Here is a 26,850-nt window from a genome sequence, read left to right as displayed (position 1 = left end):
CATTAATGAAGGTAAATTGTATTGTCGGGTTGATGAGGTTGATTAAAGGCGGTATTCACGACTGCAGTACCTGCAATACCGAAAAATAAACCACAAAGTAAAGATACAATGACTAACACAGTTTTAAAAGGGGACTTTTCTTGAACGACAGAGAGGGCAGATTGCATTTCAGCTCTGGAACGTTGTGTTAGTAATAATTCTGATCTTAAAGCTTCATTTTGCCTTCTTAGATTTCGGATCGCTGAATCGAGTTGGTTGATACTGTGTGTAAGATCAGAGATTTGAGAGCGAGCTTTGATAAGATCAGCAGAATCATTGCTTTTTTTGGATTGAGAATTGCTTGTTTTTCTGGGTGGAGGATTATTGACAATGTTAGTAAAAAGATTTTTTAATGCACCACCTGTAGTCGCATTTTTTTTTGCTCTTTTTTTGATAGCTTCCAATGCATTGGCGGACTGCCCTGGCTGATCCTCTAAAACTAAGGCCAGAATATCAGATAGGACTTTGAGTTCTTTTGGGTCTATTTTTTGATTCATTGTTATTTATGCTAATCTTGGTGCTGCAGCACGGGTAAGCCTGTCACAAATTGCAAGTCCAAGACCCGTTTTGGGAATGGGCATAACTGCAATTCCTTTTAACCCAAGTTCTCTTCCTTGAACATCTAAAAAGCGTAAATATGCAAACAAATTTTGAGCAGCCTCTTCTAAATTAGCTGTGTTACTTAGATTTTTAGAGAGACCAGTATGTTCGATTGGTGGGCCAAATGCAAGTAGTGCCTCATCAGGAAAAATTTCATGGCAATTAAGTCTCACGGGTAAATGGGGTGCGTAATGTGAGCTCAGTTGCCCTGGGGCTATAATTTTTGTTTCTATGGGCTGGTTCGAGATAATTGGGCCGCAAATGGGAATAAGATCTTCCAAAGTCACGCCACCTGGGCGCAACAGGGTTGGGACATTATTACTTAGATCAAGAATGGTGCTTTCGACGCCAACTTGGCAGGGGCCAGAATCAATAATAGCATCAATTTTATGATTAAGCTCTTGAAAGACGTGTTGCGCCGTAGAAGGGCTGATCTTACCAGAACTGTTGGCCGAAGGGGCAGCAATGGGTTTTTGGCTGAATTTAATAAGTTGACGTGCCACTTTTGTACTAGGAATACGCACGGCCATGGTTGATAAATTTGCCGTGGCAATAGGACTGATTTGAGTGTTGGTATTCTTTTTTTGTTGTAAGACCAATGTTAAAGCACCAGGCCAAAATTTAAGGGCAAGCTCGTGGGCTAGTTCAGTTTTAATTACAAATTGAAAAACATGATCAAGATCAGAAAAATGAATAATAAGAGGATTAAAACTGGGACGACCCTTGGCTTGATATATTCTTTGCACAGCTTGACTATTCGTCGCATCCGCACCCAGTCCATAGACAGTTTCTGTGCCAAAAGCAACGACACCGCCTTGTTTAATAATAGTTGCAGCTTGTTTAATTTCAGAAATGGAATCAGAAAATAAAGACGTCATCATAAATTAATCACACAAGTTACTTAAAAAACGATCAATTAAGGTTCCAGAACAAAAGAAAGGAGGGATGCGAGAACCTTCCTTACCATATTGTAAAGGTTGATTATCTAAACCGCGCAAATATCCTCCAGCAGCTTCTAAGATGGCCTGAGGAGCAGCCGTATCCCACTCCATAATAGAATTAAAGCGAAAATGCAAATCTGCCTTACCTTCGGCAATACGAATTATTTTTGCCGCAGATCCCATTGCGTTGACTGAACAAGTGGGAAAACCTTCCAACGCTTTACTAAGTTGAGGATCGTTAACATGGTGATGAGAGGTAATAATGCGAAAACCATTTTGGGGGAGAGGACTTACATGAATAGGGGTTTTACCATTTTCATCAATACGCCAAGCACCTTTACCTATAATTCCGCAAAAAATTTCTTGATGAGCAGGTAATGCAACCACGCCTATTACAGGTTTGCCATTACGAACAAGACCAATATTAATAGTAAAATTTTTGCTGCCTCGAATAAAGCCTTTTGTTCCGTCCAAAGGGTCTACAAGCCAAAATTCTGATCCTATTTGAGTGTGTATCCCTTTGGAGGCCTCTTCTTCAGCGATGATGGGAATAGAAGGAACGGCCGTTCGTAAACCTTGGAGAATAAGGTTTTCCGACGCTTGATCCGCTTGGGTTACGGGGCTTTGGTCTGTTTTTGTAGAGACAATTACCCCTTCTTCACGGATTTTATTGATAATGATTGCAGCTTGTTGTGCTAAATCAATTGCCAGTTCCATTAATTGTTGGTCAGAGACAGGATGCATTATAAAATCCGAACCCAAATAATATGTCAGGTAATTTTAAGGTAATAATACTCTCACATTAAAGTGAATTTTATTTTATAATTCAATTATCGTTTAGAGAATATACCAAAAATATCACGGTAAGTAGATATTTATAAAATGTAGTAAAGTTAAATAACTTTTCTATATAGAAATTATTGCTGGGTATGAATTATTTTTATATAAAGAAACTGCATTTAATTTGGCAATTATTATAAAAAAATGCAACCCAATTCTTATTAAATACAGCCAAAGTGATGGTGGATAATCCCATTATGCTGCGTTTATAAGAATTGGAAAGTCTTAAAGCAATCGCTGTTAAAGTCGATCATTTTACCGTTCATAATGGTAATTAGGACTTAATGAATGATTTGTTAAAATTGATTATTGATCAATATGGTTCTTTATCGATTGAAAATATTGAAAATAATAAATATATCTCTATTTTAGAGGCTGATAGTTGGGAGAATTTACTATTCAGATTAATTGAATTTTCTCAAACACTAGGCACATAACGGATTATCACGGGCTCTATAAATTCTAATTTTAGTTTATGGGGCAACGATTCTTAGATTATTGGTATAAGTTCAATTGGTATTCTTGTAGATAACGTAATTGAGCATTCTATTGCTAGATTTTTATCATAACTTTTAATTTAATGATAAAATCATAAACAATTATTAATGTATATAAAATTTAATTATTAGAGAAGTATGATGAGTAATATGGTTTATTGCAGAGGCTGTGGAAAACAAATTGATGAAAGTGATTCTTTTTGTCCTCACTGTGGTACTGCACAAAAGGTTATGAATACAAATGTTAATCCGAACGTTTATTCTGGTGACAATGTAAATATGAACCCCAATGTCGGCGGAATGTCGCAAAAAAGACTGGCAGCAGCGTTGTTTGCATTTTTCTTGGGTGGGTTTGGTATTCATAAATTTTATCTGGGACAAGTGGGAATGGGAATTTTATATTTATTGTTCTGTTGGACAGGTATTCCTTTTATTGTTGGATTTATCGAAGGTATTATTTATATTTGTATGTCTGATGCGGATTTTACGACTAAATATGGTAGATAATTTTTTGATTTGTTTGGTTTAAATACTGAACTATCATAAAGAAAAATAAATTTCTTTGCTCTTTGGTTTCTATGCTGGATATTTTTGTTATAGTAAGCATAATAGATGTCAATTTAATTAAGCATATTTTAAAATAACAAAGGAATATTCTCATGATACCAACAGTTAGTTTTACAAGTTTAAAGAAACCAGAAAAAGGTGATATTGTTCTTTTTGTTTTCGAAGGTGGAGAGCACGGAGATTCTTTTCGTGTGATTAACAAAACCTTAGGTGACGCTTTAACACGTGCAATGGTTGCAGAAGATTTTACAGGCAAATTGGGACAGGTGTGTAAACTTGTCTCTCCCAGCGCTGAATATACTCATGTTGTGATTGTTGGTTTAGGTGTAAAAGAAGAGTTTTCGAATGATAAAGCTCGTCAAGTAGGCGGTGCCGCGGCAAAAGTATTAAACCATAAAACAACATCAATTACGTTGATGACAGATTGGGATTTTACAGAATATTCAACTTATATTGCATTAGGTGCTTTGTTGAGTGTGTATGAATTTAACAAATATTGCACAGAAAAAAATAAGAAAACAGATACTAAATATTTGCAAGAAATCCAGGTCTTAACGTCTGATTACGAAGCTGCCCAAAAAGGTTGGTCTAATATTGCCGCAGTAGCCGAAGGATCTTACTTAACCAGAAATCTCGTTAATGAGCCAGCTAATCATCTTACACCTCCAGAATTTGCAAAACGCATTCAAGAGTTAGAATCTTTGGGAATTTCTATCGAAGTGTTGGGCAAAGCTGAAATGGAAAAATTGGGCTTTGGTGCTTTACTTGGTGTCGCACAAGGAAGTGATGCAGAACCTAAAACTGTAATTATGCAGTGGAAAGGTAACCCAGAAGATAAAGAAGCACCAATTGCTTTCTTGGGTAAAGGGGTTACTTTTGACTCTGGTGGAATTTCCATTAAGCCAGCTGGTGGTATGGAAGATATGAAAATGGATATGGCAGGGGCCGCTACAGTAGTAGGGTTAATGAAAACCTTGGCTACACGCAAAGCCAAAACCAATGTCATTGGGGTTGTTGGGTTGGTTGAAAATATGTTATCAGGTAACGCACAACGTCCAGGCGATATTGTTACCAGTGCATCAGGTCAGACCATTGAAGTATTAAATACCGATGCTGAGGGGCGTTTGGTATTGGCAGATATTCTTTGGTATACTCAAGATCGTTTTAAACCCCGTTTCATGATTAATCTAGCAACCTTAACAGGTGCGATTGTTGTGGCGTTGGGTTATGAATATGCTGGGTTATTCTCTAATAATGATGAATTATCCGAACGTCTCTCAACGATCGGGAATGACATTGGTGAAAAAGTATGGCGTATGCCAATGGGGCCTGCTTATGACAAAGCGCTGGATGCACAATTTGCTGATATGCAGAATATTGGTGGTCGTGATGGTGGCTCGATAACAGCGGCTCAATTCTTACAACGTTTTGTTAATAAAACCCCTTGGGTGCATTTGGATATTGCGGGTACTGCTTATACTGGTAAAGGCACGAATAATGGCCCCAAAGGTGCTACATCATTTGGTGTATGTTTATTAAACCAATTGGTCAAAGAGCATTACGAAGCCTGAGGATTTAATTGATATGGCCTCTATTGGTTTTTACCATTTAACCAAGACTTCTTTGGAACAAGCTTTGCCTGCTTTGTTAACTCGCACGATGCAGGTTAAAGAGCATGGTTTGGTGTTGTGCAAGGATGATGCGCAGGTAAAAATTTTAACTGAGGCCTTATGGCGGATAACGCATCCTGTATGGTTACCTCATGGCTGTCACACCTCTAAACATCAAGATATTTCCCCTGAGTGGCAGCCTATATGGCTTACAATATTCGAGGAAAATCTTAATAAGGCTGCCTTTCTTTTTTTAGTGAGAGGGCAGTCTTTAAGTGCTTTAAACTCATTTAAACGCGTCTTTGACTTATTTGATGGGAATGACGAGCAGGCAGTGCTTGAGGCACGTGAACGATGGCGTTTATTAAAACAAGATGGACATGAGTTGACTTATTGGAAGCAAACTGAAAAAGGATGGGAGCAAGGGGGAAAAGGCTGAATAAAGAAGGACTTTTGCTTATTTCTTTGATGAAATTACTATATTTTTTGTAGATTTTGCGTTAGTGAATAAACTCCATTCTAAATAATATTTCCTCAATGATAAAGGAATAAGGCTCTGTCTATTTTTATTCTAAGTTTGTTATTGTTGATAGTAGTCTTCATAGGGCTTCAAGGGGGAATAGCAGCAAAAAGATATTATCAGGGACGAGCTTTAACGGGATTAGAGAATGCCCCTTTGATTTTATCAGTAATAGGATGCTTTTTAACCTTTATCTATTCTGTATTTTACCTGTCATCTATATCGTTAATAATACCGATTTTAGGAAAAATATTTGGAATCAGTTTTTATCTTGATTCATTAAATTCCTTTTGTTTGTTTTGTCTCTTTTTTTGCGGCGCTTTATTTATTTTTTTTAAAAAAGAGCTTGGTGTTTCGCATTATTTTTTATTACCCTATGTCAATGTAACTTTACTATTATTGGCAGGTAATTTATTCTTTGTTATTGGGTTGCTGGCCTTCTTGATTATGATGAATTATGGATTATCTATTGGGAAAAGCCTAGCACCGTTTGTTGGTTTAGCTAGTTTGTTTTTGGGAATTATATTACTTCCTGCTCAAATGGGAGAGCAGGGTAATTTTGCTTATTTATCTTTTGAAACGATAAGACAGATTAGCTTTTCACCTTGGGTATTATTTTGTGTTTTAATAACCAGTGGTGCGTTAATGGGCTTTGTGCCTTTTTCTCAATGGCGAATGAATATAGCAAGACAAGGTAAAGGGGACGTTGTCTATAGTTTTATGCATCTTTTATTGTCGATGGCGGGTATCTACTTACTTTTGCGGTTTTACATCGACTTAGGTAAGCATAGTGAAACTTATTGGTTGTCATTTCTGGTAAAAATATTAGGTGTTATCGCGGCCTGTTATGCAGGATGGCAAAGTTTAGTTGTAAAGCAATTCCATGAACGAGTGAGCTGTCTATATATTTTAGGAAATGCGGTTATTGTACAAACAATTGGTATTGTAACTTCTTTTATGGGCTCTGATCATCAACAATCGATCGCATTTGCGAATGATGCGCTTTATTTTGGTTTATTTGTTCAGTTTGTGGGCTTCACGTTCGTTTTTTTATTATCGGGATTTTTAAAAGATTATTATAACGCGAAACCTAAAGAAACTTTAATACCTTCATCTATATTAATTTCTTTATTCTTATTAAGCTTTTTACTCTCAGGATTACCCCCTTTTGCAGGGTTTTCAGTGTTTTGTGAAAATTTACAATTATTACTCTTCATGCCATCAGGGCATTACCTTAGTAACAGTTTGTTAGGAATTCTTATTATCGGTTTGAATGCGGCAATTTTAATCCTTGGTGTACTGGGATGGATCAGGTTGATTTTGACAGGTGGAACGGGGTCATTGCAAAAAGCATTTTCTGAATTGTCAGAATATCTCTCTTTGAAATTCTTTGCTGAAGTAAAAATAGGAATATATTTTTTATTTATAATTACTTTATTACCAGGATTAATTTTTATTATAGCTCGTTCTGTTGCTGTGAATGTGATGGGGCTATCTGTATCGTCTCACAACTTTTTTACGTTTAGTGTAGACCCACAACAGACAGTTTTTATGCCTTGGTTAATTGCAGTTTTATTAACTGTGATTATGTTGATTATTACTTGGGTTGCACGTAAAGAAAAAAAGAAAACCTATGATTTTTTATTAAGAGACTCAATTGCTCAACCAAATATTCATCGTTCTGTTATCGTAGAAGAAACAAGTTTTTCTTTTGGTCAAGCTTGCTTTGAATCAATGTTGAAAAGACGGTTTTCATGGATCACTTCTTTTTCTACGGTAAATTATGTGATTTTTAAAAATTTGCTCAAGTTTAAGAAAAATTGCCTTAGTTATACACATCGACTTAATCTTTTAACATGGCAATACCAGAATTTTCTGATGTTATTTGTGCTGGCAATTGTGCTTATTTCGATCAGTTTTGTCGCACGGTGATCGCATGCTGTTTTGGTTTTTAAGTTTTGTGATTGCTTTGTTGCATTTAGGAATGATCTTGTTATTAGCACCTTGGGTCATGGGATTTCAAAAATGGTTGGAAGCAAAGATTCAAGGTTTACCAGCGGTTCCCTTTTGGTTTTATCGTAGAGAGTTATACTCGGCTAATATTAAACGCCTTTCTAGTTTTTCAACGACCACATCTTTTTATAGTCCATTATTGCCTTACACAGCTTTGGGTGCAGTTATTATTGCAGCTTTGTTGGTTCCCACTTTTAGTGTTGGTATGGTAACTGGATCTTTAGCCGATTTGTTATTGATTATCGCTCTATTAATGGTTGTGCCTGTGGTCTTTTTCTTAACTGCCCTTCGGTATACTTCGTTAAAGAGTTTGAAATTATTACAAACAACGCTTGTAGATAGTCTTTTATTTCTTCCTGTTTTATTTTTTATTGCAGCCATTATTCATTTTATAACTGGTAGTACATTTCTTGACGCTGTGGTGGTTTTCTTTCATCAGTTTGGAGAGCTACCTCTAATGGCTTATAGCCCCTTATTAGTGGCGGCTTGTTCATTATTTTTTGTGGTTTGGGATATGCCAACATTTTCACAAAAGGAAGGCATCGATGGATTTGGAGGGTCTGATAAAGGGCTGTTATTATATATTAATGATGTGAGATTTCTAGTTTGGTTATCTTTGATCGCTTTATTTTTATGGCCACAAAGTTTGGCGGTTCTGCAATCTGGAGATCAAGATTTTACGATTTGGTTACGTGCGGTTCCTTTTGGATTATTGGCTTGGGTTACGAAGATTTTTGTAGAGTGCATAATTTTGGCTATCATGCGTAGTTTATTGCTATTTTCAAGTGGAATTTATCGTGTAGGGATTGCTGTTATTTTAAGTTTCTTGGCCATTATTCTGTATTTTGCTGGTTTAAGTGGAGCATAAAAATGTGGCTTTCCCTTTTTATTAGTATTTTATTGCTTGCTACAATTGGCGGAGTATCGCACCCTTCAGCGCAAAGTTTTTCTCATGCTTTACTGACGGTTTTTTGCTTACTTGCGGGGCAAGCCAATGCTCTTGATCCAATAATTGCGTTGAGTTGTATGGTTTTGTCATTTTTATCAGGAATAATTTTAAGTATTTTATTAAGAAAGCAATCATTTTCACGTTCGTTTAGAGAGCTATTCTCGGGTTTGTTTTTCGTCATTTTGATAGTATCATTAACGGTTTCTATTTTACCTCCGTCTTTGCCACGCTTAGAATATGGTATTGTTTTATCCATTATATTGATTGGTATGGTGTATAGTGTCTTGGGTAAGACAGTAGGAGGGCAGATTATGGGTATAGCTTGTGCGTTAAATGCACTGTCTGTAGTTGTTGGATTAAATGGCCGAGGAATGGCTTTCATTGCATTGGCAATATTTTATAGTGTTTTTTTAATCATGTCATTTATTGTTGTTTCTAGATTAAGGCATTATTGATCGTGGAAACTATTAATGATCTGGCTAAATTATTTTATTGGGGTTGTGTAATCTGGCCTCTAGTAGGAATGATTGGTATTTTCGCCTGTGAAGGACAAGCTGCCAGAGCACGCTGTCATTTTATCGTTTCTATTATATTAATTATTATTACTGCGTGTTCTGCATATTTGGCAGATGATTTCTTTTTATCAGCGATTTGGAGCAGTGACGGTTTAACAAGGTTTTTACGCTTTGCTATTGCGGTTGGTGCAGGAATATCGACCATTTTATTGCGGTTTTGGGCTCCTAGAAGCTTGTTTTTTTCTAAAGAAGATAAACGGCTTTTATGGAATTTAATGCTTTTTCATTTGCTTACAGCGGTATCTTTATTAGCCGTTGGGGTGAATAACTTATTTTTATCCTTGTTATTTATAGTTATTTTGGCAGCTCTACTAATGTCGGGTTGTATTTTTAATCAAGGGAGCAGCAGCATCAAGGCAGGATGGGCATATTTTCGTTTGGTTTTGTTATTTGCGGTGATGGCCGTTATTGCAGCCTTTTTATTAGCTTCTGTCCCTATAGATAATGCACCTTATCTTGCAAAATTTAGCAGTGTTTTATTAAGTTTTAGTCTTGTGTTAATTGCAGGCCTTTTTCCAATGTCTCTGCCTTTTTTAGGTATGACAATGGAGTTGCCATTAACCCTAGGAGGGATTGGGTCTTTTATTCTATCGGTTCCTGTGATTGCAACCTTCCTGCGATTATACCAAATTCCTGCATATGAACCTCCTGAAAATTTATTAATTATTTTAGTAATAGTAAGTTTATGCTTTGTCATTTTAAATGAACAAAATCGTCAGCGTTCCTCTTTGTGTCTGAGTTCCTTATTTCTGGTGGCGTTGTCTATCCTAGGGGGGATTTTTGCCAATCATATAGAAGGTATTTATAGTGCATGTCTGTTTATAATTGCATTAGTGGTTTTTGCTCCATTAGGATATATGATGAGCCAAAAGCAACGTGATCATCAGGAAGCTTGTGAGGGTTGGGTTATGTTTGCACTCTCTGGATTGCCGCCAATCGGAATTTTTTGGGCATGTGCAGTATTATTTGCTTATTTAATGCAAACTATGCCTATGATTGTGGTTACTATTTTGGGATTATTTTTAATCAGAGGGTATATTTTATTTCAAAAAGGGAGAAATATATTTTTCTTACAAGGGATGTTTTCCAAGGAAATACAACTTATTCTGGGAATTATCGCTGTGCAAACCGTTTTATTGCCGTTATTGACGTCATCTTGGTTACAGCAAATTGCTGTTGAATTTGTAAAATATCATGGTGGGTCAGGATCATGACACAGTCTGAAACATCTTTTGTAACCCATTCTAAAGCTGTAGATCTAATTAAAAAGCACAAACGAGAAACTAAATTCTTCTTTAGGGTGGAAGAAGAGGAGTGGAGAGAAATTGTTTCTAAACTACCCATGGATCGCCTTATCTTTTTGGCAATGTGGTGCAGCGGTGAGGATATTAATGTTTTATTTTTAGAGAATGGTTTTCGCCCTTTGGGGGTTAAGGTAGCCTTTTCGGTTGATCGTTATTTAGCCATTTCCCAGATTCGTCCTGCGGCCATTATTTACGAACGTATGATTTGGGAGTTGTGGGGAAAAGAGGCGATGAATGCCAAGGATTTGCGTCCTTGGCTTGATCGTGGGATGTGGAAGCACACATGGCCCTTATCTATTAAACAAGGGCCTGTTTGTTGGCCACCTGAACCATATGATTATGAAATGCCTTTTGATCTTATTCAAAAGGGTGGAGAATTTGCAGTTATTGATCCTTCTTCATGTGATGGTTTTTCACCTTCACTGTGGCGCTTTGCTATGATGGGAGAAAGGATTATCAAAGCAGAATCTTTATATGGCTATACACATCGAAGCATTTTATCAAACTTGTCTGACAAAAATATTCTTGATGTTTTGCCGAAAATTAGTCGCATCAATGCTGTAGATAGTGTTGCTCATCAAATTGCTTTTTCTCATGCGATAGAAGATATTGCAGAGTTCATGCCAACGGTCGACGTATTACGAAAAAGAGTAATATTATCTGAATTATCGAAGGTTAATGCACATTTATTATATTTATCTAAGATTTTCAGAGATTTAAATATTGGAATTATTGCATCTCGATGTGAGTTAGCGCGTGAGTTATTAATGCGGTGGAGTGCGCATTATTATGGGCATCGATGGTTAATGGATTGTGTTTTTCCAGGAGCTGTACGTTCACTTGAAGAAATAGGAGAGGGAAGTGCTGAAAAACTTCCTGAAAAAGTGAAATATTTATGTGCAGAAGCATTCAAACTTATGCATGGTTTTCCAGGGTTAATGGATAGTTTACAAGGTATTGGTGTTTTAAGCACAGAGCAAGCAATTGCTTATAATATTGGTGGTATTATTGGGCGCTCTTCTGGCAGGGATATTGATATTCGTCGTTATATGCCTGAATATCGTCTTGAATGGCTTTCTCCACGTAATTATACCAGTGGAGACGTTTATGCACGAATGCAGTTACGCTTTCAAGAAATACAAAGTGCTTTACATATTATCGAAACAATATTGCAAGATGTTGAAGAGGCCTCTCCAGTAGAAGAAAAAAAAATAATCATTGAAACGCTTTACGGCGAGGGTATAGGCGTTTGTGAAGGTGTGCAGGGGGATTTATGGTATTACGTCAAAGTAGAGGCTGGTATTATCAAAGATATTTTTATTCGTGATCCTGCCTCTAATCAAGCCTATGTTTTGCAAGGGCTTTTAGAAGGTGAGCTTTGGGAAAATCAATCGATTATCAGAAGTTCATTTGGTATTTTATCAACAGGTGTGGACCTATAAAAGGATAAAAAATGGCTGTTATTCGTGCATTATTTGATTCTGTTTTTGGTAAAGTAAAGCCTTTGGATAAAAAAACAGGACATACCGATCAAATTTTGCATCTTTTTTCGGTGCCTTGTGGGGATTGTAATGGTTGTGTTTTAGAAGTGATGGCATTAAGAGGGGCAGCATTTGATATATCTGCAAGTGGTTTGGTCTTCGTTGATCATCCTGCTATTGCCAATATTTTACTGATTAGTGGAGTATTGACGCGATCAATGATTCCTTATCTAGAAAAAAACTGGGAGCTGATGCCTGAACCCAAAGCCATTGTTTCGATCGGATCTTGTGCGATTAATCAAGGTGTTTTTGAAGAAAATTACGCGGTCTTAAAAGAGAGCACTGGAGGAGAGGATTGCATTTTAGAAATAGAAGGCTGTCCCCCAGCACCCCAGCAAATTATGGAGGGGTTGTTGGGGTTGTTAGGTCTTTCTGTTCAAGTTGATCTAAACTCTCGCCCTCATCATCATCTGTCTCCTTGTGAAGAGCCTCAGCATCTGCTTTTAATAAACGAAAACTCCGATAGCTTAAAGGAATAGTTCCTAAATATAACAAGCCACTAAAAGCTAGTGTTCCCCAAGGGTCTGCAACAAGGGTCGTCGCATAGAGTGTTGTGCCTAAAAGTAGGGGCAAAACATACGTTGTTGGGACTTTGAAATTTTTAAATGACCAAATAGGAATCGTTGAAATGAGTAAGAAAGAGGTCATTACAAGCATAATAATTGTTAGTAATGGAGACTGTGCAATATCAATTAGAAAATTCCATTGAAGCTTTTTTGCTTCTAATCCAAGGAAAATTGGGAACAAAACAATACCGGCTCCTGCTGGGGCTGGCACTCCTGTAAAAAAATTACTGGCGTATTTTGGTTTGTCTTCATCTTCTAATGCAGCATTAAAACGAGCTAGTCTTAACGACATACAAACCGCAAACAAAGCACACGGAACAAAAGCATAACTTCCTTCATCTTTTAACGCCCACATATATAAAATGAAGCACGGTGCGATCCCAAAAGAGAGAAAATCTGCCAAGCTATCAAGTTCGGCTCCAAATCTACTGGTGCCTCGTAAAAGACGTGCAATACGGCCATCTAGACCATCAAAACAACCAGCAATTAAAATAGCAATAACAGCTGTCGCAAATTCACCATGAATGGCACTGCGAATACCAATTAATCCTGCACATAGTCCTAACAAAGTTAAGAGATTAGGGATCATGCGATTAAAAGAGATACCTTTTACCCTAGGACGTATTTTTTGCCGCAATAATAATTTACGTCGTGCACGCAAGGATGAGTTCGATGTTTTAGAGTTTTGAGACAATGGTTTCCCCACCAATCATAGTTTGTCCAACTTGTACATTAGGAAGACAGCCTTCGGGTAAGTATAAATCAACGCGAGATCCAAAGCGAATTAATCCATAGATATCACCAGTTTCATATTGATTTTCAACAATAGCTTCACAAACAATACGACGAGCAATTAATCCAGCAATTTGCACAATAATTAATTTTTTGTCATTAGGTAAAGTCATACAAATAGCATTACGTTCATTATGTTCAGACGCTTTATCTAAAGAAGCATTTAAAAATTTGCCTTTGATATAAACACGACTGGTAACGGTACCTTTGGCTGGAATACGTTGTAAATGAACATTAAAAACAGACAGGAAAATCGAAACGCGCCATACGGGTTTTTCAGGCATACCAAGGTTAGCGGGTGGCATTATACAATCAATCGCAGAAACAGTGCCATCAGCGGGAGATACAATTATGTTTTCTTCTACAGGTATGATGCGTTTGGGATTTCGGAAGAAATACCAGACAAAACCAAATAAAATCAAACCAAGCTTGCCAATAAAACGGGTTAAACGCCAAGGTGTCATCCGTCCCAAAATTGAAACTGTTGCTGCAATAATAAGAAAGGGGTGGCTTGCGCGATGGGGTTTGCAAATACCAGATTTAATTGATTGTAAAATAGACATGTTGTCGTAACCTTTGGACGTAATATACTTATTGGTCTGAATTTGTAAGGTTCAGACTGGTTTTGGATAATTTTTCTTGTAGTATATAGTTTTTTCTCAAAGGCGTCACTGTAATTGGTGCATAAAGATTTTTTTCAATTTCAATGAGGTGATATCCACCAAGAAAAGGTACAAAGAATACCCCTATAAATTCTAGAATTTTATTATTTCGTAAAGAAAGTGAATTCATTACTTTAGGTGGAAAATATATTACACGTTCATAATGGCTGATATGAAACATATGTTGTTTCAAAATAATATTCAGCTTTTGAATAAAAAAGGAGTTTCTGTATCGTAAAGAAAGATTGTCAATTATGGACCACCAGCCTAGTTTATTAGGCAAGAGTAAAATAATTTTTCCATCATCATTTAAAGTGTTCCAGCAAGAACGTAGAAGTGAGTAAAACTGTTGTTGCGTTACTTTTGCATCGTGTACATACAAAATGCGGTCAATGCTGCAATCTTGCAAAGGAAAAGAATCTGTTGAAAAGCAGCAAGTTTTTTGGTTGTAATGGTATAAATGTTTTAAATTACAATTAGGGATAGAATCTAACACGCCATGGAGGTGGTAATGAGGATACCAGGTCTTTTGTGGAAACAAAGAAAATGTTTGTCCAAGGGTAAAAAGAGACAAACCACATAAATTGGGCCATAATTGGGTTAATTTATATTGAAGATAGGTTGTTATTCCTTGCTTTTTTTGACATTGATTAACTAGAATAGAATTAAAATCGTAGGCCATTGCAACTCTTTTTATAGATATTTTGTTTAGTTTATAAAAGTATAGTGGTCGAAATAAGGAGAAACTATGACTGTAACTATAGAACCTATTCCTTTCTTTGAATCAAATTATGCATGGTTAATGATTGATGAAAAGAGTAAAAATGCAGTTATTGTTGATCCAGGTGATGCAAAACCGATCTTACAATTTTTAAAAGAAAGGCAAATTTCTTTAAAAGCGATATTAATTACACATTTTCACAGTGATCATATCAATGGCATTACCGAATTAAAAAACATTTTTGAATGTAAAGTATATGCGCCATTAAAGGAAGCAGACAAAATTCCTGATATTGATCAAACTGTTCATGAAGGAGATATTATCTCTTTAGAGGGGATAGGGGATGTACAAGTAATTGAAACACCAGGTCATACATTGGGCTCTATTTGCTACTATATTTCTGATTTAAAACTGATTTTTACAGGAGATACATTATTTAGTTTAGGATGTGGTCGTTTGTTCGAGGGCACACCCGCTCAAATGTTCAACAGTTTAAATAAAATCGCGGCATTGCCAGAGGATATCAACGTGTATTGTGGACACGAATATACTGTCGATAATGGCCGTTTTGCGCTTTCTGTTTTTCCAAATTATCAGCCTCTTAGGAATAGGTTAGAAAATGTAAAACAGTTAAGGGAACAACGTTTACCAACTTTACCTGTTTTATTATCAGAAGAGAAAAGAACAAATCCATTTTTACTAGCAAAAAATATAACTGAATTCACAGATTTTCGCAGAGGGAAAGATCATTTTGTATAAGTCTTTACAAGTGCTTTAAAACGATCATACCAAAGAGTTTGTAAAGGAATTGCTCCCAGATATATAACCCCTTCACGGATGAATAATGTCAAATTTAATTGTGAAGGAAGTAATGTTTGGGAGAGTTCTTGTTTTAATTGTATACAACAATTAAGAGACATTAATTGTTGATAAATGGTTTGATCAATACCACTGAAATGAAGTGACATTTCGCCTGTAGGTAAAAGTTGTGGATGGGGAAAATACAATTTTCCTGTCGAATGAATAGATAAAGTGTTCCATGAAAAATTTATTTTTTGGATTAATAGTTTATATAAATTACTTGCAAAGTTCTGAGCGTTGTTATCTTTGATTAAAGCTGCTTGTAGTTGTATATTGTTTAATTTTTGAACTGGAAAAGAATCAAAGTTGACAAGAGCTTGCTGGATACTAATCTGAGAATAACCCAAGCTATTGCTTTGATCTTGGTTGCTATCCCAATGTAATTTAGTTTGTATATTCTTTAATTGTAAAGATTGAATGCCCCAAGTTGATTGAGAAATATTGGTATAGAAAATTTCTTTAGACTGTAGCGAAATTGTTTCTTTATGATAACCTCCCAAAAAAGGTATGTAAAGATTCCATGGAGCCCCATGAAGCTGAACACAATCATGAGGACAAAAGATTTGCTCTCCATCCAATTGTATAGCAAGACTAAAGGGGTGCCATAACGAATAAGAAAGTGTTGCTTGTTTTGCTTGCCAAAGTGTTTGAGATTCAGAAATTATGTTTCTTTGTATGGTAGGATAGGCAAGGGTAACTTGTGGCCAAAGTCTCCATGATGAAGTTGATATTAATTTATATTGAAACGTTAAGTTTTGTTTTTTTAAAAAATGCTGTTGGCTTGTTAAGAGGTAGTTTATATTATTAATTAAATAAGTATGAGCAAATAAGTAATTACCCAATAAAACTAAAAAAACGATACTTATAAAAAAAAGTTTTTTATAAGTTGTTTTCTTTTGGATAAACAAATGTTTTCGGCGATTAAACATATAATATTCAAATATTTTCATATAAAACAGAGTCGTTGTATTAAAACATCCACAAGACAGATTCGCTTGAAATCAAAAAAAAAAATAAATTATTTTTTTGTTTGACTGTTGTAAAGCGCCAGAAACTCAAGCTTTCTAGCGAATCTATAAAAACTGCCAACGACTCTGGTCTTTAAAAGCTATATTAAAACATCCACTAAGTTATCCACAGGGTTATTAACTACGATTCTATACTGGACCAACTGCGCTCTATAGCCGCTAAAGTTTCTTTGCGATTGCTGGTATCAGTGATGGCTGGGTGAATAGTGATGTGGATAGTTCCAGGATATTTCTTAAAAGAATTTCTGGGCCAGCAATAACCAGAGTCAATGCTCACAGGTACTATTTTTAAGTTGAGTTGATTGGCAATAGCTACTGTTCCAGCATGTAATTTAACTTTTTCTCCTACAGCTGTGCGTGTACCTTCTGGAAAAATAATAATTTGTCTGAAATCATCAACAGCTTTCTGACAATCTTGGATCAGATTTTTAAGAGCCTTGATACCACCTTGCCGATCCAAAGGAATCATACCAGATAGTTTTAACATTGGTCCGACTAAAGGAATACGAATTAGCTCACGCTTCATAATATAGGCAGGGCGTTCCAACAAATTCATCCAAACAAAAGTGTCAAATGCAGATTGATGCTGAGAGGCAATTAAAAAAGAATGTTCTGTGGGTAAATTTTCTTGACCAATAATCTGTGTAGAAATCATACATAATTTTTCAAGCCCTTGCAAAGTAAGGCGTGTCCATAATTGTGCGTAAGACAAAGCATGTTTCTTAGCAAAAAAACGAATAATAAAAGCAAAAATACCCATAAAAATAGTTAGGGTAACAAAATAGAGTGTAAATAAAATAGAACGAATGAAAACCATCAGAGATCAGCTTTTTATGGAATGTTTTTTAAAAAATCTTCTTTTGGGCGGGTAGTATGGATTAACCCTGTATAAGCTGCAAGGAATTTATTATATTCAAGAAAGAGTAGCCTTATTGAGTGTATATGTGAAAAAGTTTCTTTTTTATCATTACGAGCAACATAAGGATAAAGTGTAACATTATCTAATAAAGTCTGCATTTCTACAAGGGCACGACGAATATGATAACTTGAGGTTACAATAATCAACGAGTTTAGATTGTGATAATGTGCCCAAGCAGCAGTTTCAACAGCGTTTCCCATGGTCGAGGTTGCACTGTGTCCTATGGTAATCCGATCGCGATCACTTTGGCTTAGGGTAAAAGGTAAGATTCTTTCTAAATCTTGTAACGTCGTCGTTGATTGAACCCCAGATATTAATAAATATTTCCCATGATTGGATTGTAATAACTTAACAGCAGTCTCAATGCGTTTAGCACCCCCTGTTAAAACCACAATTCCTTGAGCTGTAGGGGCAGGGGGATAATAGGTTATGGTATCAATAATAAACAAAACAAAACCACCCCCCCATAAAAGAATGGTTCCCAATATTCCCCACAGAATAAGCCATCTTGGTTTAGAACGTATTTTTCCCATGTTTTATGTTAAATGCCTTAGCCAGAAATATACGATAATGGTTGTGGTTATCCATCCTATTAAATAGTTACATATTGGTAAAAGAATAAACAACGCGAAAAGCTGAAAAGGGGTTGTAATCAAAAAATAAAACCAGCTAGCGTTGGATAATGCTTGCCAATTTGGATCGCTGCTGAAGGGCAAGCATAAATAGGTTAGGAATAAAAGCAAGGGAATTGAAAACACACTCCCTATTGCTCCACCGATGCTAGCAAGGTATGCGCTTCTATTTGCAAAACGTAGAGCAATATATGTATCTGATGCCCCTAAATTATGTATAATTTCAATAGTTTGTCGACACTGTATTAACCCATTTCTTGTGGATAAAGCAATGACGGTGGCAGCAACCGATATTACAATAAGAAGTGCCAGAAAAGCACTGGTTTGTAAGCTGTTGGCGAGTGCATTTAGTCGTTGATTCCAAAAATTACTTTGTTCGATGACAACATCAGGAATAATTTCTTTCAAAGACTTTTGTAAAGTATCTGAAAGAGGAGGATCATTTTTTAAATGAAGTTCAATAATTACAGGAATAGGAAGTGCAAAAGATTGAATACTCTCGTGAAGCCAAGGCGCTAATAACTCATCAATCTCTTTGTCGGTTAATTGATGAAAAGAGGTAAGTTCTTTTGATTTGGCTAATAAAGCAAGAATAAGTTGTGTTTTTGTTTTAGCTGTTGGTGAGACCGTTGTTTTATTATCAGAAAAAGGAATGTCACTTGTCGTTGGAATCTGTAAAATAACCGTTGAAGCCGCACCTGCACTCCATCGATTTGCCAGTTGTTGGCTTGCATATGCTCCAGCGATTGAAAGAGCAGCCAAAAATGCCATTGCTGCGACAAGAGGAATTAAATATTGCCCAGGTAATGCTCGTTGCAGCTTTAAACCATCTGTTGTTTTGTATTTAAACAGCATCACTTGTCCATAATTGTCCGTTTTCCAACTTTAAACGCGGGGCAGGAAATTGACGAATTAGCGCATCATTATGAGTTGCAATAATAATGGTGCATCCTAAGTCGTTCAAGTCATAAAATAAATCCATTAAGCGTTTTACTTGATAGTCATCCAGAGCATTAGTGGGTTCATCTGCCAGTAATAAATTGGGGCGATGAATTACAGCCCGTGCAATGGAAATTCGTTGCTGTTCTCCTCCTGACAAGAATTTAGGATAGACATATTTTTTATGCTCAAGCCCCATCCATCCCAGAATACGCATTGTCCAGCGTTGCACGGTTTCTTCGTCTGAATGTTGCAACCTTAATGGTAATGCAACATTATCGAATACTGTTAAATTAGGGATTAGCCTGAAATCTTGATATACCATTCCAATGCGTTGCTTTAATTTGCAAAGTATTGATCTGCGTGCATGATTGGTAGGGGTGTCTAAAATTGTTACCAAGCCTGTGCTTGATTTTTTTTCAAGATGCAACATGCGTAACAAAGTGGATTTTCCAACCCCTGATGGTCCTGTTAACCAACAAAACCCACCTTGAGGAATATGTAAGTTTACATTTTCCAAAAGAGGAATATCGTCTTTATAGTTTAAACTGACACCATCAAGTTGAATCATGCGTAATGCTTTAACTCTTTCTTATGTTAGGTTGATGAAAACCTTTTTTATAAACGTCTTCCTAAAAAGGCGGTAATGGTTGCACAAAGTGCTGTAAGCGCTATTAGTAAAATTCCATCAAAAATAAGAGAGGATGCAGTAATGATATGACCAGCAACATTAATAGAGGTTGGAATTAATTCTGTGCCACGTCCGACCATATCGCGTATTTGTGGATCCGCGGCATCGACCATACCAACAGCCGAATGGACCAAGCTCGGTAAAATTTTCCACACAATGCCGATAATTAATAAAAGAGGCGCAAATATTTCAGCAATCTGCTGAATAAAGAAAAATATAAAATGACAAATAGCCCATATAATAGTCAAAATCATATGAAATAAAGCGTTATCTGGCATTGAATTTCTTTTGATGCGGCGTTGTTCAGGTGCAGAGGTGGCCAAACGTTCATTGGTGTGTGTAGTATCTGTGGGTATATTCACGAAATAATCCTCAAATAGACATTGAATTAGAACTGATTATCTTTCGGTTCGAAGTAATATGCAAGCCTATAAAAAGCAACTTTTTTGTATAGGAATAGCATCGATATACCATAATTCATCGATTATAACAGGGTAAACTGTATTTTATAGATGTATATTAAGGATTAAAATCTTTGATTTATAATAAATAACTATTTGATAGCGTGTCTAAATCAGTTACAAGCATGGGGATATGAACGATAGTTCTTTAGCGTAAAGGAGAACAAGCATGGATATGCTTCCAGCTGTTTTGGTTATAGATGACGATCCTAAGATTTTGCAAGAGCTCAAGGAAATCTTGGGGGATCAATTTTGTGTCTATGCCACGCAATCTCCTCATTGTGCATTAGATATGATCAAAAGAGGTGTGCATTTCTCGGCGATTTTATACAATTATTGTATGCCAGCAATGTTTGGAAATGTTTTCTTTGCCCGTGTAAGAAATATTACCGTGGCAACGCGTATTCTTTTGGCCTCCAAAGATCGAACCGATTTTTTAATTACGGCCTTGAATCAGGGGGGGATTTCTTTTTTTATTCCTAAACCTTTAGAACCATTTACGGTAAAAGAAATCGTGCAACGCGCAGTTGCTCGTTCTGAATATCGCAGACAACTTAGGCACGAGCAGATCTTGTTAAAAGGACTTCTTGATCATTTGCCTTATGGGCTGGCTTTTAAAGATGAGCAGGGCAAATTTACCAAAATGAATGAGCTGGCTGCAGCACGTAGGGGCTTGACGGTTCAAGAATGCTTGGGAAAAACTGAAGAGGAAATAGAACCCTCTTTTAAACCAGAAGAATTGTCTGCGTTTAAACAACGTTTACAAAAAGAAGAGCGCTTTGTTGCAACTTTGGAAGTACCATCTCCACATTTACATGAGCCTTCACAATGGTTTGTGATTACTCGGTTATTACTGGGAAGGGCAAAAGGGGAAATCGCACGTTCTTCGGTTATTATGGAGCTTGATATTACCGAGCAGAAGGGGCTGGAGGCCAAGCTTCAACAGTCAGAAAAGTTACAAGCTTTGGGGACAATGGCTGGTGGTATTGCTCATGATTTTAACAATCTTTTAACAACTATGATGGGCTCTTTGGAGCTTTCAGAGCAATTGTTAGCGCAAGATCAGTTGCATGAAAAACAAATCTCCTCTGTAAAACGCTTACTGGTCAATGCTCTAGCAGCAGCACAAAAAGGATCAACTCTGACAGAAAGATTGCTTAGCTTTAGTCGCAGGAAAAAACTTTCTTTACAAGAAGTGGATGTTCGTAAGCAATTGCAAGAAAACTATGAATTATTATCGCAGACTTTATCAATGCGGCACGCGTCTCGCTGGAAAGAGACTAATAATACAGTGTTAAAAGAAAGTATTTATTTAGACATTCGCTATCAGGTTCCTATTGGTGTCTTAGTCAAAACTGACCCTTCACAACTGGAGTTAGCAGTGATGAATCTTTGTATTAATTCTGCTGATGCAATGCCTCATGGTGGAAGAATTATGGTCATTTTACATCAAGAGAGTATTGCTGACACATCATTACATAATAATCAACTGCCTTGTGGAGAGTATATCGTTATTACCGTCAAGGATGAAGGCGAAGGTATGTCCGTAGAAACGATTGCTCATATTTTCGAACCATTTTTTACGACCAAAGAGGTAGGTTGGGGAACAGGTTTGGGGTTGGCAATGGTTTATGGATTTGCACAACAATCTGGTGGTGATATTATGGTTAAAAGTAAACTTGGGGCTGGCAGTGCTATTAGTATCTATTTACCGATTTTGAACCAAGAAAATTAGGTCGATATATTAATAAAGCTACTGATAAAGTGACTTGAACTTTTATAGTATTCTATTGATTTTATATGTGTTGTCATTAACAATGTATCTGTTTGTCGTATGAATTTAATTCAAGATTAAGATGATGTCTGTTATAATTTCTTCTTTTTCTTCAGGGGTATAAGGAATAACATCATGAATGAAGAAGAAGATAAAATCAAAAAATTAATTTTAGTGGTAGAGGACGATTCTGTTTTACGTCCATTATTAGTTGAATTACTGAGCGAAATGCAGTTTAATGTGCTGGTTGCAGAGGACGGTCAAGCAGCATTAACTTTGTTGCAAGAGATAAATGGCCAGCAAAATAATATAGATTTATTACTTACAGATATTGGTCTTCCTGGTATTAATGGAAATGATTTGGCCAAAACGGCACGGAAAATGTGGCCTAATTTATCTATATTATTTATTACAGGATATGCTCATGGTGTTGGTCAATTACCAACGGATGATAATATAAAACTTATTACGAAACCTTTTTCTTTGGGTGCTTTGACAAGTAGGGTTGAAGAGCTCGTTACAAGATAATAAAAAGGTATTATATTTATTTAATAAAAAGGCTATTTGATATAAATGCAAAATCATAATTCATCTTCACATGATCCGATACAGTGGCATGGGACAACGATTTTATGTGTTCGTCGTGATGGTCATGTCACGATGGCAGGTGACGGCCAAGTAACCTTGGGACATACCGTCGTCAAAGGAAATGCAAAAAAAGTTAGAAGAATAGGAGCTGGTGGTAATATCCTTGCAGGATTTGCAGGGGCTACAGCAGATGCATTTACTTTATTAGAGAGACTTGAGAAAAAATTAGAACGTTATCCTAATCAGCTGGAACGTGCTTGTGTGGAATTGGCACAAGATTGGCGTACGGATCGTTATTTGCGTCGATTAGAAGCTATGTTATTGGTTGCTGATCATTTGCACTCTTATACTTTAACAGGTAATGGGGATGTATTGGAACCAGAGGATGGTGTTGTCGCCATTGGTTCAGGTGGAAATTATGCGCTGGCTGCAGCACGTGCTTTATTAGGTGTTGATGGATTAACATCTGAAGAAACAGCACGACGTGCGATGGCAATTGCAGGTGAAATTTGTATATATACAAATTCCTCCCTTACCGTAGAGACATTGTCAGCCAAAGGTTAATAATTATGAGTGATACTATTCCTACCTATTCTCCTAAAGAGATTGTTGCAGAACTAGACCGTTATATTGTCGGTCAGAATGATGCTAAACGCGCCGTATCGATTGCCCTTCGTAATCGCTGGAGGCGTGCAAAATTGTCTGATAGTATTCGTGAGGAAGTCGTTCCCAAGAATATCTTGATGATTGGCCCAACGGGATGTGGTAAAACTGAAGTTGCACGTCGTTTGGCGCGTTTATCTCAGGCACCATTCTTAAAAGTTGAAGCAACAAAGTTTACAGAAGTTGGCTATGTTGGTCGTGACGTAGAAAGCATCGTACGTGACTTGGTTGAGGCTTCATTGATTATGTTACGCGATATTAAACGTCGTGATGTCAAAGAAAAAGCCAAAGATGCAGCGAATGAGCGCTTAGTGATTGCATTAGTTGGAGAAAGTGCATCTGCGGAAACTAAAAATAAATTTATGCAGATGCTATTAAATGGTGAGTTAGAGGGCAAGGAAATTGAAATCAGTCTTACTGATGTTTCTTCATCTGTAAATCAATTTGATATTCCAGGTATGCCTTCAGCTCAAGTCATTAACTTTTCCGATATGATGAAAGGGTTGATGAATAAATCTGAAAAATCTCGTAAGTTAACGGTTTCCAAAGCTAGAGAAGCATTAATCCGTGAAGAATCAGATAAGCTTTTAGATAATGATGCATTGGTACAAGAAGCTATTAATCGTACTCAAAATCATGGTATCGTCTTTTTGGATGAAATCGATAAAGTTTGTGCACGTTCTTATGAAGGTGGTGGCGGACGAGGGGGAGCGGATGTATCTCGTGAAGGGGTGCAACGTGATTTGCTTCCTTTGATTGAAGGGACTACCGTTTCTACGAAATATGGATTGGTGAAAACAGATCATATTTTATTCATTGCGTCTGGTGCTTTTCATTTAGCAAAACCTTCTGACTTATTACCTGAATTACAAGGGCGTTTGCCTATTCGTGTTGAGCTTGCAGCTTTAACATGTGAAGATATGCGTCGTATCTTAACTGAACCCGAACATTCTTTGTTAAAGCAATATATAGCTTTGATGGAAACCGAAGGGGTAAAATTAACCTTTACCGAAGATGCGGTTGATGCAATTGCCCAACTGGCTACGGATATTAATGAGCGGGTTGAAAATATTGGTGCACGTCGTTTGGCAACGGTAATGGAAAGATTGTTAGAAGAAGTTTCTTTTACAGCTTCTGAAAGACCTGGGGAAGCAATTGAAATTACGCGTGATGATGTTCAAGAGCGTGTAGCCTCATTAGCAAATAAAAGTGACCTTAGTCGCTTTATTCTGTAATCCTGTAATTTTGACCTTGACCACACGAGATTTATGAATGTCTGACCCTTTTATTGTTCCTCTAGAGCAGAGTGCATCCGAAGCTATTGAAGTTATTCGAGATGAATTGGAATTATTCGATGACTGGATGCAGCGTTATCGTTACTTGATAGATTTAGGGGAAAAGCTGCCAGTGTTCCCTCAAGAATGGCAGAATGATGAGTTTCGTGTCGTTGGATGCCAAAGTCAGGTTTGGCTTAATTTTTGTGAAAAAGAAGGAAATCTTTTTTTTGCAGGCAGCTCTGATGCTGCGATTGTAAAAGGATTGGTAGCGTTGTTGCTCAGAATTTATTCTGGGCGATCTTATCATGAGATTTTAAAGATTGACCCCATTTTTATCAAAGATTTGGGCTTGGCTGGGGCGTTATCTGCTAATCGCAGTAATGGGGTTGCGTCAATGGTCAAAGCAATTCAAGGAATTGCACAAAGTTACTTATAATTTTATTTATAGATGTTTTTTTATCCGTATAAGCGCGGAATTGTGATTTTGTTTTATTTTAAGAGCAGAGTAAAAATAAACAAAATCAACTTTTTCTTTGATTATAAAGAAAAAATATAGAGAGGCTACATATGAAACGGACTATAGGAGATTTTCTACTCGACAGATTGTCTCAAATTGGTGTTAAAGATATCCTTGGTGTTCCAGGAGATTATAATCTTCAACTTTTAATTCAAGCAGAAAAAAGAAAAGATATTAATTTCGTAGGTACTCGTAATGAGCTTAATGGTGGTTATGCTGCGGATGGATATTCTAGATTAAATGGAATTTCAGCATTACTAACGACCTATGGGGTTGGAGATCTTAGTGCAATTAATGCGATAGCAGGTGCTTATGCTGAATATGTTCCTATTGTTTGTATAACAGGTGCACCTCCATTAAATAGTATGTATCGACGTCGTTTTTTGCATCATACAACCGCAGAAGGTAACTTTGAAGATGTTATGAGCTGTTATCGCTCTTTTACGGTGGCACAAGCAAGGATTGCACCTCAAAATGCAGTGGAAGAAATTGATCGTGTGTTACGTGCTTGTGTTCGTAAAAAACGCCCTGTTTATCTGCAAATTCCTTCTGATATTACGTTTTTTGAAATTGATGTTTATAATGAAAAGCTTTCATTGCGCCAGCAAACGAGTGATGCTCAGCAACTAAATGCTGTTGTTGCGTGTATAGAAGAAAAGCTTGCCAAAGCACAAAATCCTTCTGCGTTACTTGGAATGGCGTTAGATCGATTTGGGTTGCATGATGCTACTCAATCTATGATTGAAAATTTGCAGATACCTTTTGCAACAACATCTGCAGCACAATGTGTATTAGACGGTGACCATCCTCAGTGGATTGGTGGATATAGTGGACATTCATCTTCTGATTTAGTTAAAGCTGCGATTGAGGAATCAGATTGTTTATTTGGATTAAATGTCAAATTTACAGATAGTAATTCCAGTTATTTTACCCAAAAAATCCCAGAGAATATGATTGATATTCGTCCATTTAGAACGATCATAGGCCATCAAGTTTTTGAAGGTGTTTCTGCGATTGAGTTACTAAATCGTTTATCTGAGATAAAACCTCCTAGAAAATATCAAAACTGGAAACCAAAGACAGCTAAAACGGGTAATTCTTGGGTAGCTAAAAAAGATGAAAAACTTATTCAAAATCGCTTTTGGGAACGTGTGGAAAAATTCATTAAGCCTCATGATGTTGTCGTAACTGAAGCTGGAACTTCTATGCGTGGGGTTAAGATTTTAGATATGCCTTCTGGTATTACGATTATCAGTCAACCTTTATGGCTTTCTATTGGATATTCTTTGCCAGCACTCTTTGGATCTTCATTGGCACAGCCAGACCGTAGACAAGTGATTTTCATTGGGGATGGTTCATTTCAATTAACTGCTCAAGAAGTATCTTCATTTTTTGAACACGATCTTAAGCCAATTATTTTCTTGATTAATAATAGAGGTTATACGATTGAGCGCGCCATTATGGGCTTTCATGCTAAATATAATGATATTCCGAACTGGAACTATCGTCAGTTATTTGATGCATTTAGTGATGGAAAAGAATATTTTGCCCGCCAAGTTAACACTGAAGATGATTTGGAAAAGGCATTAAATGAAGCTGAAAAAGTGCCAGATCAATTGCGTTTGATTGAAATTATGTTTGATCCTTTGGATATTCCCAAAGCGGTTCAATCTTCTGCTAATATGGTGGCGGCTTTTAATTATGGCCCAAGGGGTCTAAGAGAGCTTGATAAAAAGATAGATGATTAAGCTATTTATATAAAA

The 26,850-nt window shown here is 36.6% G+C and carries 28 protein-coding genes and 1 pseudogene; 17 read left to right on the top strand and 12 right to left on the bottom strand.

Translation table 11 applies throughout. From position 1 onward, the window contains the following. Positions 1–2: 2 nt before the first annotated feature. The 3 genes from QMN76_RS04460 to cysQ are packed head-to-tail and all read right to left on the bottom strand — an operon-like array spanning position 3 to position 2,324. Positions 3–536 carry a hypothetical protein gene (locus tag QMN76_RS04460; RefSeq protein WP_034335941.1) on the bottom strand — a complete coding sequence of 178 codons (534 nt, stop codon included), beginning with the start codon at positions 534–536 and terminating at the stop codon, positions 3–5. 6 nt (positions 537–542) lie between these two features. Beyond that, a complete protein-coding gene (locus tag QMN76_RS04455; protein WP_282023892.1) occupies positions 543–1,517 on the bottom strand; it encodes an L-threonylcarbamoyladenylate synthase in 975 nt (324 codons plus the stop codon). A gap of 6 nt (positions 1,518–1,523) precedes the next feature. Next, entirely contained in the window at positions 1,524–2,324 is an 801-nt protein-coding gene (cysQ, locus tag QMN76_RS04450) for a 3'(2'),5'-bisphosphate nucleotidase CysQ (RefSeq protein ID WP_034335946.1), read from the bottom strand. A 380-nt stretch (positions 2,325–2,704) separates the two neighbouring features. On the opposite strand from cysQ, the gene QMN76_RS04445 reads away from it, so the two are divergent. From QMN76_RS04445 to QMN76_RS10955, 10 genes and pseudogenes are all read left to right on the top strand, one after another. Further along, positions 2,705–2,857 carry a hypothetical protein gene (locus QMN76_RS04445; RefSeq protein ID WP_282023663.1) on the top strand — a complete coding sequence of 51 codons (153 nt, stop codon included), beginning with the start codon at positions 2,705–2,707 and terminating at the stop codon, positions 2,855–2,857. 201 nt (positions 2,858–3,058) lie between these two features. Beyond that, positions 3,059–3,424 carry a TM2 domain-containing protein gene (locus QMN76_RS04440; RefSeq protein ID WP_282023664.1) on the top strand — a complete coding sequence of 122 codons (366 nt, stop codon included), beginning with the start codon at positions 3,059–3,061 and terminating at the stop codon, positions 3,422–3,424. Positions 3,425–3,579: 155 nt separating this feature from the next. Next, the gene (locus tag QMN76_RS04435; protein ID WP_408869457.1) at positions 3,580–5,055 is read left to right on the top strand and encodes a leucyl aminopeptidase; all 1,476 of its coding nucleotides are present in this window, start codon (positions 3,580–3,582) and stop codon (positions 5,053–5,055) included. 13 nt (positions 5,056–5,068) lie between these two features. Further along, on the top strand, positions 5,069–5,533 hold the full coding sequence (locus tag QMN76_RS04430) for a DNA polymerase III subunit chi (protein ID WP_034335953.1): 465 nt from the start codon (positions 5,069–5,071) through the stop codon (positions 5,531–5,533). Between the two features lie 147 nt (positions 5,534–5,680). Beyond that, on the top strand, positions 5,681–7,546 hold the full coding sequence (locus QMN76_RS04425; protein ID WP_282023666.1) for a hypothetical protein: 1,866 nt from the start codon (positions 5,681–5,683) through the stop codon (positions 7,544–7,546). Between the two features lie 4 nt (positions 7,547–7,550). After that, the gene (locus QMN76_RS04420) at positions 7,551–8,495 is read left to right on the top strand and encodes a hypothetical protein (RefSeq protein WP_282023667.1); all 945 of its coding nucleotides are present in this window, start codon (positions 7,551–7,553) and stop codon (positions 8,493–8,495) included. Between the two features lie 2 nt (positions 8,496–8,497). Then, positions 8,498–9,031 carry a hypothetical protein gene (locus QMN76_RS04415; RefSeq protein ID WP_034335962.1) on the top strand — a complete coding sequence of 178 codons (534 nt, stop codon included), beginning with the start codon at positions 8,498–8,500 and terminating at the stop codon, positions 9,029–9,031. Between the two features lie 2 nt (positions 9,032–9,033). Further along, entirely contained in the window at positions 9,034–10,365 is a 1,332-nt protein-coding gene (locus tag QMN76_RS04410; RefSeq protein ID WP_282023668.1) for a hypothetical protein, read from the top strand. Beyond that, positions 10,362–11,897 (top strand): NADH-quinone oxidoreductase subunit D-related protein, encoded by a 1,536-nt coding sequence (locus QMN76_RS04405; protein ID WP_034335968.1) that lies wholly within the window; start codon positions 10,362–10,364, stop codon positions 11,895–11,897. Before QMN76_RS04410 ends, QMN76_RS04405 begins: the two co-directional genes overlap by 4 nt. An 11-nt stretch (positions 11,898–11,908) precedes the next feature. Beyond that, positions 11,909–12,292 (top strand): annotated as a pseudogene (locus QMN76_RS10955) (NADH-quinone oxidoreductase subunit B family protein); the annotation flags it as partial. Positions 12,293–12,335: 43 nt separating this feature from the next. Here QMN76_RS10955 and QMN76_RS04395 read toward each other — a convergent pair. From QMN76_RS04395 to QMN76_RS04385, 3 genes are read right to left on the bottom strand one after another with little or no spacing between them, the layout of a single operon-like run. Next, positions 12,336–13,256: a CDP-alcohol phosphatidyltransferase family protein gene (locus QMN76_RS04395; protein WP_282065765.1), complete on the bottom strand. Its 921-nt coding sequence runs from the start codon at positions 13,254–13,256 to the stop codon at positions 12,336–12,338. After that, on the bottom strand, positions 13,240–13,917 hold the full coding sequence (locus QMN76_RS04390) for a phosphatidylserine decarboxylase (RefSeq protein ID WP_034335974.1): 678 nt from the start codon (positions 13,915–13,917) through the stop codon (positions 13,240–13,242). The genes QMN76_RS04395 and QMN76_RS04390 overlap by 17 nt, the downstream gene beginning before the upstream one ends. 28 nt (positions 13,918–13,945) lie before the next feature. Then, positions 13,946–14,698: a hypothetical protein gene (locus QMN76_RS04385; protein ID WP_282065763.1), complete on the bottom strand. Its 753-nt coding sequence runs from the start codon at positions 14,696–14,698 to the stop codon at positions 13,946–13,948. Between the two features lie 66 nt (positions 14,699–14,764). Between QMN76_RS04385 and gloB the strand changes: the two genes are divergently transcribed. Continuing rightward, positions 14,765–15,496 carry a hydroxyacylglutathione hydrolase gene (gloB, locus tag QMN76_RS04380; RefSeq protein WP_034335980.1) on the top strand — a complete coding sequence of 244 codons (732 nt, stop codon included), beginning with the start codon at positions 14,765–14,767 and terminating at the stop codon, positions 15,494–15,496. On the opposite strand, the gene QMN76_RS04375 is transcribed toward gloB, so the two are convergent. From QMN76_RS04375 to QMN76_RS04350, 6 genes are all read right to left on the bottom strand, one after another. Continuing rightward, complete coding sequence (locus QMN76_RS04375; protein ID WP_282023669.1) at positions 15,484–16,548, bottom strand: DUF2125 domain-containing protein; 1,065 nt, start codon at positions 16,546–16,548, stop codon at positions 15,484–15,486. The two genes, gloB and QMN76_RS04375, sit on opposite strands and share 13 nt — an antisense overlap. A gap of 199 nt (positions 16,549–16,747) precedes the next feature. Beyond that, positions 16,748–17,443, bottom strand: coding sequence for a lysophospholipid acyltransferase family protein (locus QMN76_RS04370; protein WP_034335984.1), 696 nt, complete (start codon positions 17,441–17,443; stop codon positions 16,748–16,750). 14 nt (positions 17,444–17,457) lie between these two features. Further along, the gene (locus tag QMN76_RS04365) at positions 17,458–18,078 is read right to left on the bottom strand and encodes a YdcF family protein (RefSeq protein WP_051461756.1); all 621 of its coding nucleotides are present in this window, start codon (positions 18,076–18,078) and stop codon (positions 17,458–17,460) included. A 3-nt stretch (positions 18,079–18,081) separates the two neighbouring features. Then, complete coding sequence (locus QMN76_RS04360; RefSeq protein WP_034335987.1) at positions 18,082–19,032, bottom strand: cell division protein FtsX; 951 nt, start codon at positions 19,030–19,032, stop codon at positions 18,082–18,084. Continuing rightward, entirely contained in the window at positions 19,022–19,687 is a 666-nt protein-coding gene (locus QMN76_RS04355; protein WP_034335990.1) for a cell division ATP-binding protein FtsE, read from the bottom strand. The genes QMN76_RS04360 and QMN76_RS04355 overlap by 11 nt, the downstream gene beginning before the upstream one ends. A gap of 47 nt (positions 19,688–19,734) precedes the next feature. Beyond that, positions 19,735–20,169, bottom strand: a complete 435-nt coding sequence (locus QMN76_RS04350) for a hypothetical protein (protein ID WP_051461757.1) — start codon at positions 20,167–20,169, stop codon at positions 19,735–19,737. Between the two features lie 268 nt (positions 20,170–20,437). On the opposite strand from QMN76_RS04350, the gene QMN76_RS04345 reads away from it, so the two are divergent. From QMN76_RS04345 to QMN76_RS04320, 6 genes are all read left to right on the top strand, one after another. Further along, positions 20,438–22,003 (top strand): ATP-binding response regulator, encoded by a 1,566-nt coding sequence (locus QMN76_RS04345; protein WP_282023670.1) that lies wholly within the window; start codon positions 20,438–20,440, stop codon positions 22,001–22,003. Positions 22,004–22,177: 174 nt separating this feature from the next. Then, positions 22,178–22,570, top strand: a complete 393-nt coding sequence (locus QMN76_RS04340) for a response regulator (RefSeq protein ID WP_034335993.1) — start codon at positions 22,178–22,180, stop codon at positions 22,568–22,570. A gap of 45 nt (positions 22,571–22,615) precedes the next feature. Further along, a complete protein-coding gene (hslV, locus tag QMN76_RS04335) occupies positions 22,616–23,194 on the top strand; it encodes an ATP-dependent protease subunit HslV (protein ID WP_282023671.1) in 579 nt (192 codons plus the stop codon). Between the two features lie 5 nt (positions 23,195–23,199). Continuing rightward, complete coding sequence (gene hslU, locus QMN76_RS04330) at positions 23,200–24,528, top strand: ATP-dependent protease ATPase subunit HslU (protein ID WP_034335997.1); 1,329 nt, start codon at positions 23,200–23,202, stop codon at positions 24,526–24,528. Between the two features lie 37 nt (positions 24,529–24,565). Continuing rightward, positions 24,566–25,006 carry a SufE family protein gene (locus tag QMN76_RS04325; RefSeq protein ID WP_034335999.1) on the top strand — a complete coding sequence of 147 codons (441 nt, stop codon included), beginning with the start codon at positions 24,566–24,568 and terminating at the stop codon, positions 25,004–25,006. A 131-nt stretch (positions 25,007–25,137) separates the two neighbouring features. Continuing rightward, positions 25,138–26,835: an alpha-keto acid decarboxylase family protein gene (locus QMN76_RS04320; protein WP_282023672.1), complete on the top strand. Its 1,698-nt coding sequence runs from the start codon at positions 25,138–25,140 to the stop codon at positions 26,833–26,835. Positions 26,836–26,850: the final 15 nt, after the last annotated feature.

Source organism: Commensalibacter papalotli (ex Botero et al. 2024) (genome assembly GCF_947179115.1).
In the GTDB taxonomy this organism is placed as follows: Bacteria; Pseudomonadota; Alphaproteobacteria; order Acetobacterales; family Acetobacteraceae; genus Commensalibacter; species Commensalibacter papalotli.
Note: the sequence above shows the minus strand (reverse complement) of the source record. Positions and strands in the feature narration are given on the sequence as shown.

Excerpts from the sequence above, each read along its gene's own strand:
- QMN76_RS04460 (WP_034335941.1), bottom strand. The coding sequence starts at position 536 with ATGAATCAAAAAATAGACCCAAAAGAACTCAAAGTCCTATCTGATATT.
- QMN76_RS04455 (WP_282023892.1), bottom strand. The coding sequence starts at position 1,517 with ATGACGTCTTTATTTTCTGATTCCATTTCTGAAATTAAACAAGCTGCA.
- cysQ (WP_034335946.1), bottom strand. The coding sequence starts at position 2,324 with ATGCATCCTGTCTCTGACCAACAATTAATGGAACTGGCAATTGATTTA.
- QMN76_RS04445 (WP_282023663.1), top strand. The coding sequence starts at position 2,705 with ATGAATGATTTGTTAAAATTGATTATTGATCAATATGGTTCTTTATCG.
- QMN76_RS04440 (WP_282023664.1), top strand. The coding sequence starts at position 3,059 with ATGAGTAATATGGTTTATTGCAGAGGCTGTGGAAAACAAATTGATGAA.
- QMN76_RS04430 (WP_034335953.1), top strand. The coding sequence starts at position 5,069 with ATGGCCTCTATTGGTTTTTACCATTTAACCAAGACTTCTTTGGAACAA.
- QMN76_RS04420 (WP_282023667.1), top strand. The coding sequence starts at position 7,551 with ATGCTGTTTTGGTTTTTAAGTTTTGTGATTGCTTTGTTGCATTTAGGA.
- QMN76_RS04415 (WP_034335962.1), top strand. The coding sequence starts at position 8,498 with ATGTGGCTTTCCCTTTTTATTAGTATTTTATTGCTTGCTACAATTGGC.
- QMN76_RS04405 (WP_034335968.1), top strand. The coding sequence starts at position 10,362 with ATGACACAGTCTGAAACATCTTTTGTAACCCATTCTAAAGCTGTAGAT.
- QMN76_RS04390 (WP_034335974.1), bottom strand. The coding sequence starts at position 13,917 with ATGTCTATTTTACAATCAATTAAATCTGGTATTTGCAAACCCCATCGC.
- QMN76_RS04385 (WP_282065763.1), bottom strand. The coding sequence starts at position 14,698 with ATGGCCTACGATTTTAATTCTATTCTAGTTAATCAATGTCAAAAAAAG.
- gloB (WP_034335980.1), top strand. The coding sequence starts at position 14,765 with ATGACTGTAACTATAGAACCTATTCCTTTCTTTGAATCAAATTATGCA.
- QMN76_RS04375 (WP_282023669.1), bottom strand. The coding sequence starts at position 16,548 with ATGAAAATATTTGAATATTATATGTTTAATCGCCGAAAACATTTGTTT.
- QMN76_RS04370 (WP_034335984.1), bottom strand. The coding sequence starts at position 17,443 with ATGGTTTTCATTCGTTCTATTTTATTTACACTCTATTTTGTTACCCTA.
- QMN76_RS04365 (WP_051461756.1), bottom strand. The coding sequence starts at position 18,078 with ATGGGAAAAATACGTTCTAAACCAAGATGGCTTATTCTGTGGGGAATA.
- QMN76_RS04360 (WP_034335987.1), bottom strand. The coding sequence starts at position 19,032 with ATGCTGTTTAAATACAAAACAACAGATGGTTTAAAGCTGCAACGAGCA.
- QMN76_RS04355 (WP_034335990.1), bottom strand. The coding sequence starts at position 19,687 with ATGATTCAACTTGATGGTGTCAGTTTAAACTATAAAGACGATATTCCT.
- QMN76_RS04345 (WP_282023670.1), top strand. The coding sequence starts at position 20,438 with ATGGATATGCTTCCAGCTGTTTTGGTTATAGATGACGATCCTAAGATT.
- QMN76_RS04340 (WP_034335993.1), top strand. The coding sequence starts at position 22,178 with ATGAATGAAGAAGAAGATAAAATCAAAAAATTAATTTTAGTGGTAGAG.
- hslV (WP_282023671.1), top strand. The coding sequence starts at position 22,616 with ATGCAAAATCATAATTCATCTTCACATGATCCGATACAGTGGCATGGG.
- hslU (WP_034335997.1), top strand. The coding sequence starts at position 23,200 with ATGAGTGATACTATTCCTACCTATTCTCCTAAAGAGATTGTTGCAGAA.
- QMN76_RS04325 (WP_034335999.1), top strand. The coding sequence starts at position 24,566 with ATGTCTGACCCTTTTATTGTTCCTCTAGAGCAGAGTGCATCCGAAGCT.
- QMN76_RS04320 (WP_282023672.1), top strand. The coding sequence starts at position 25,138 with ATGAAACGGACTATAGGAGATTTTCTACTCGACAGATTGTCTCAAATT.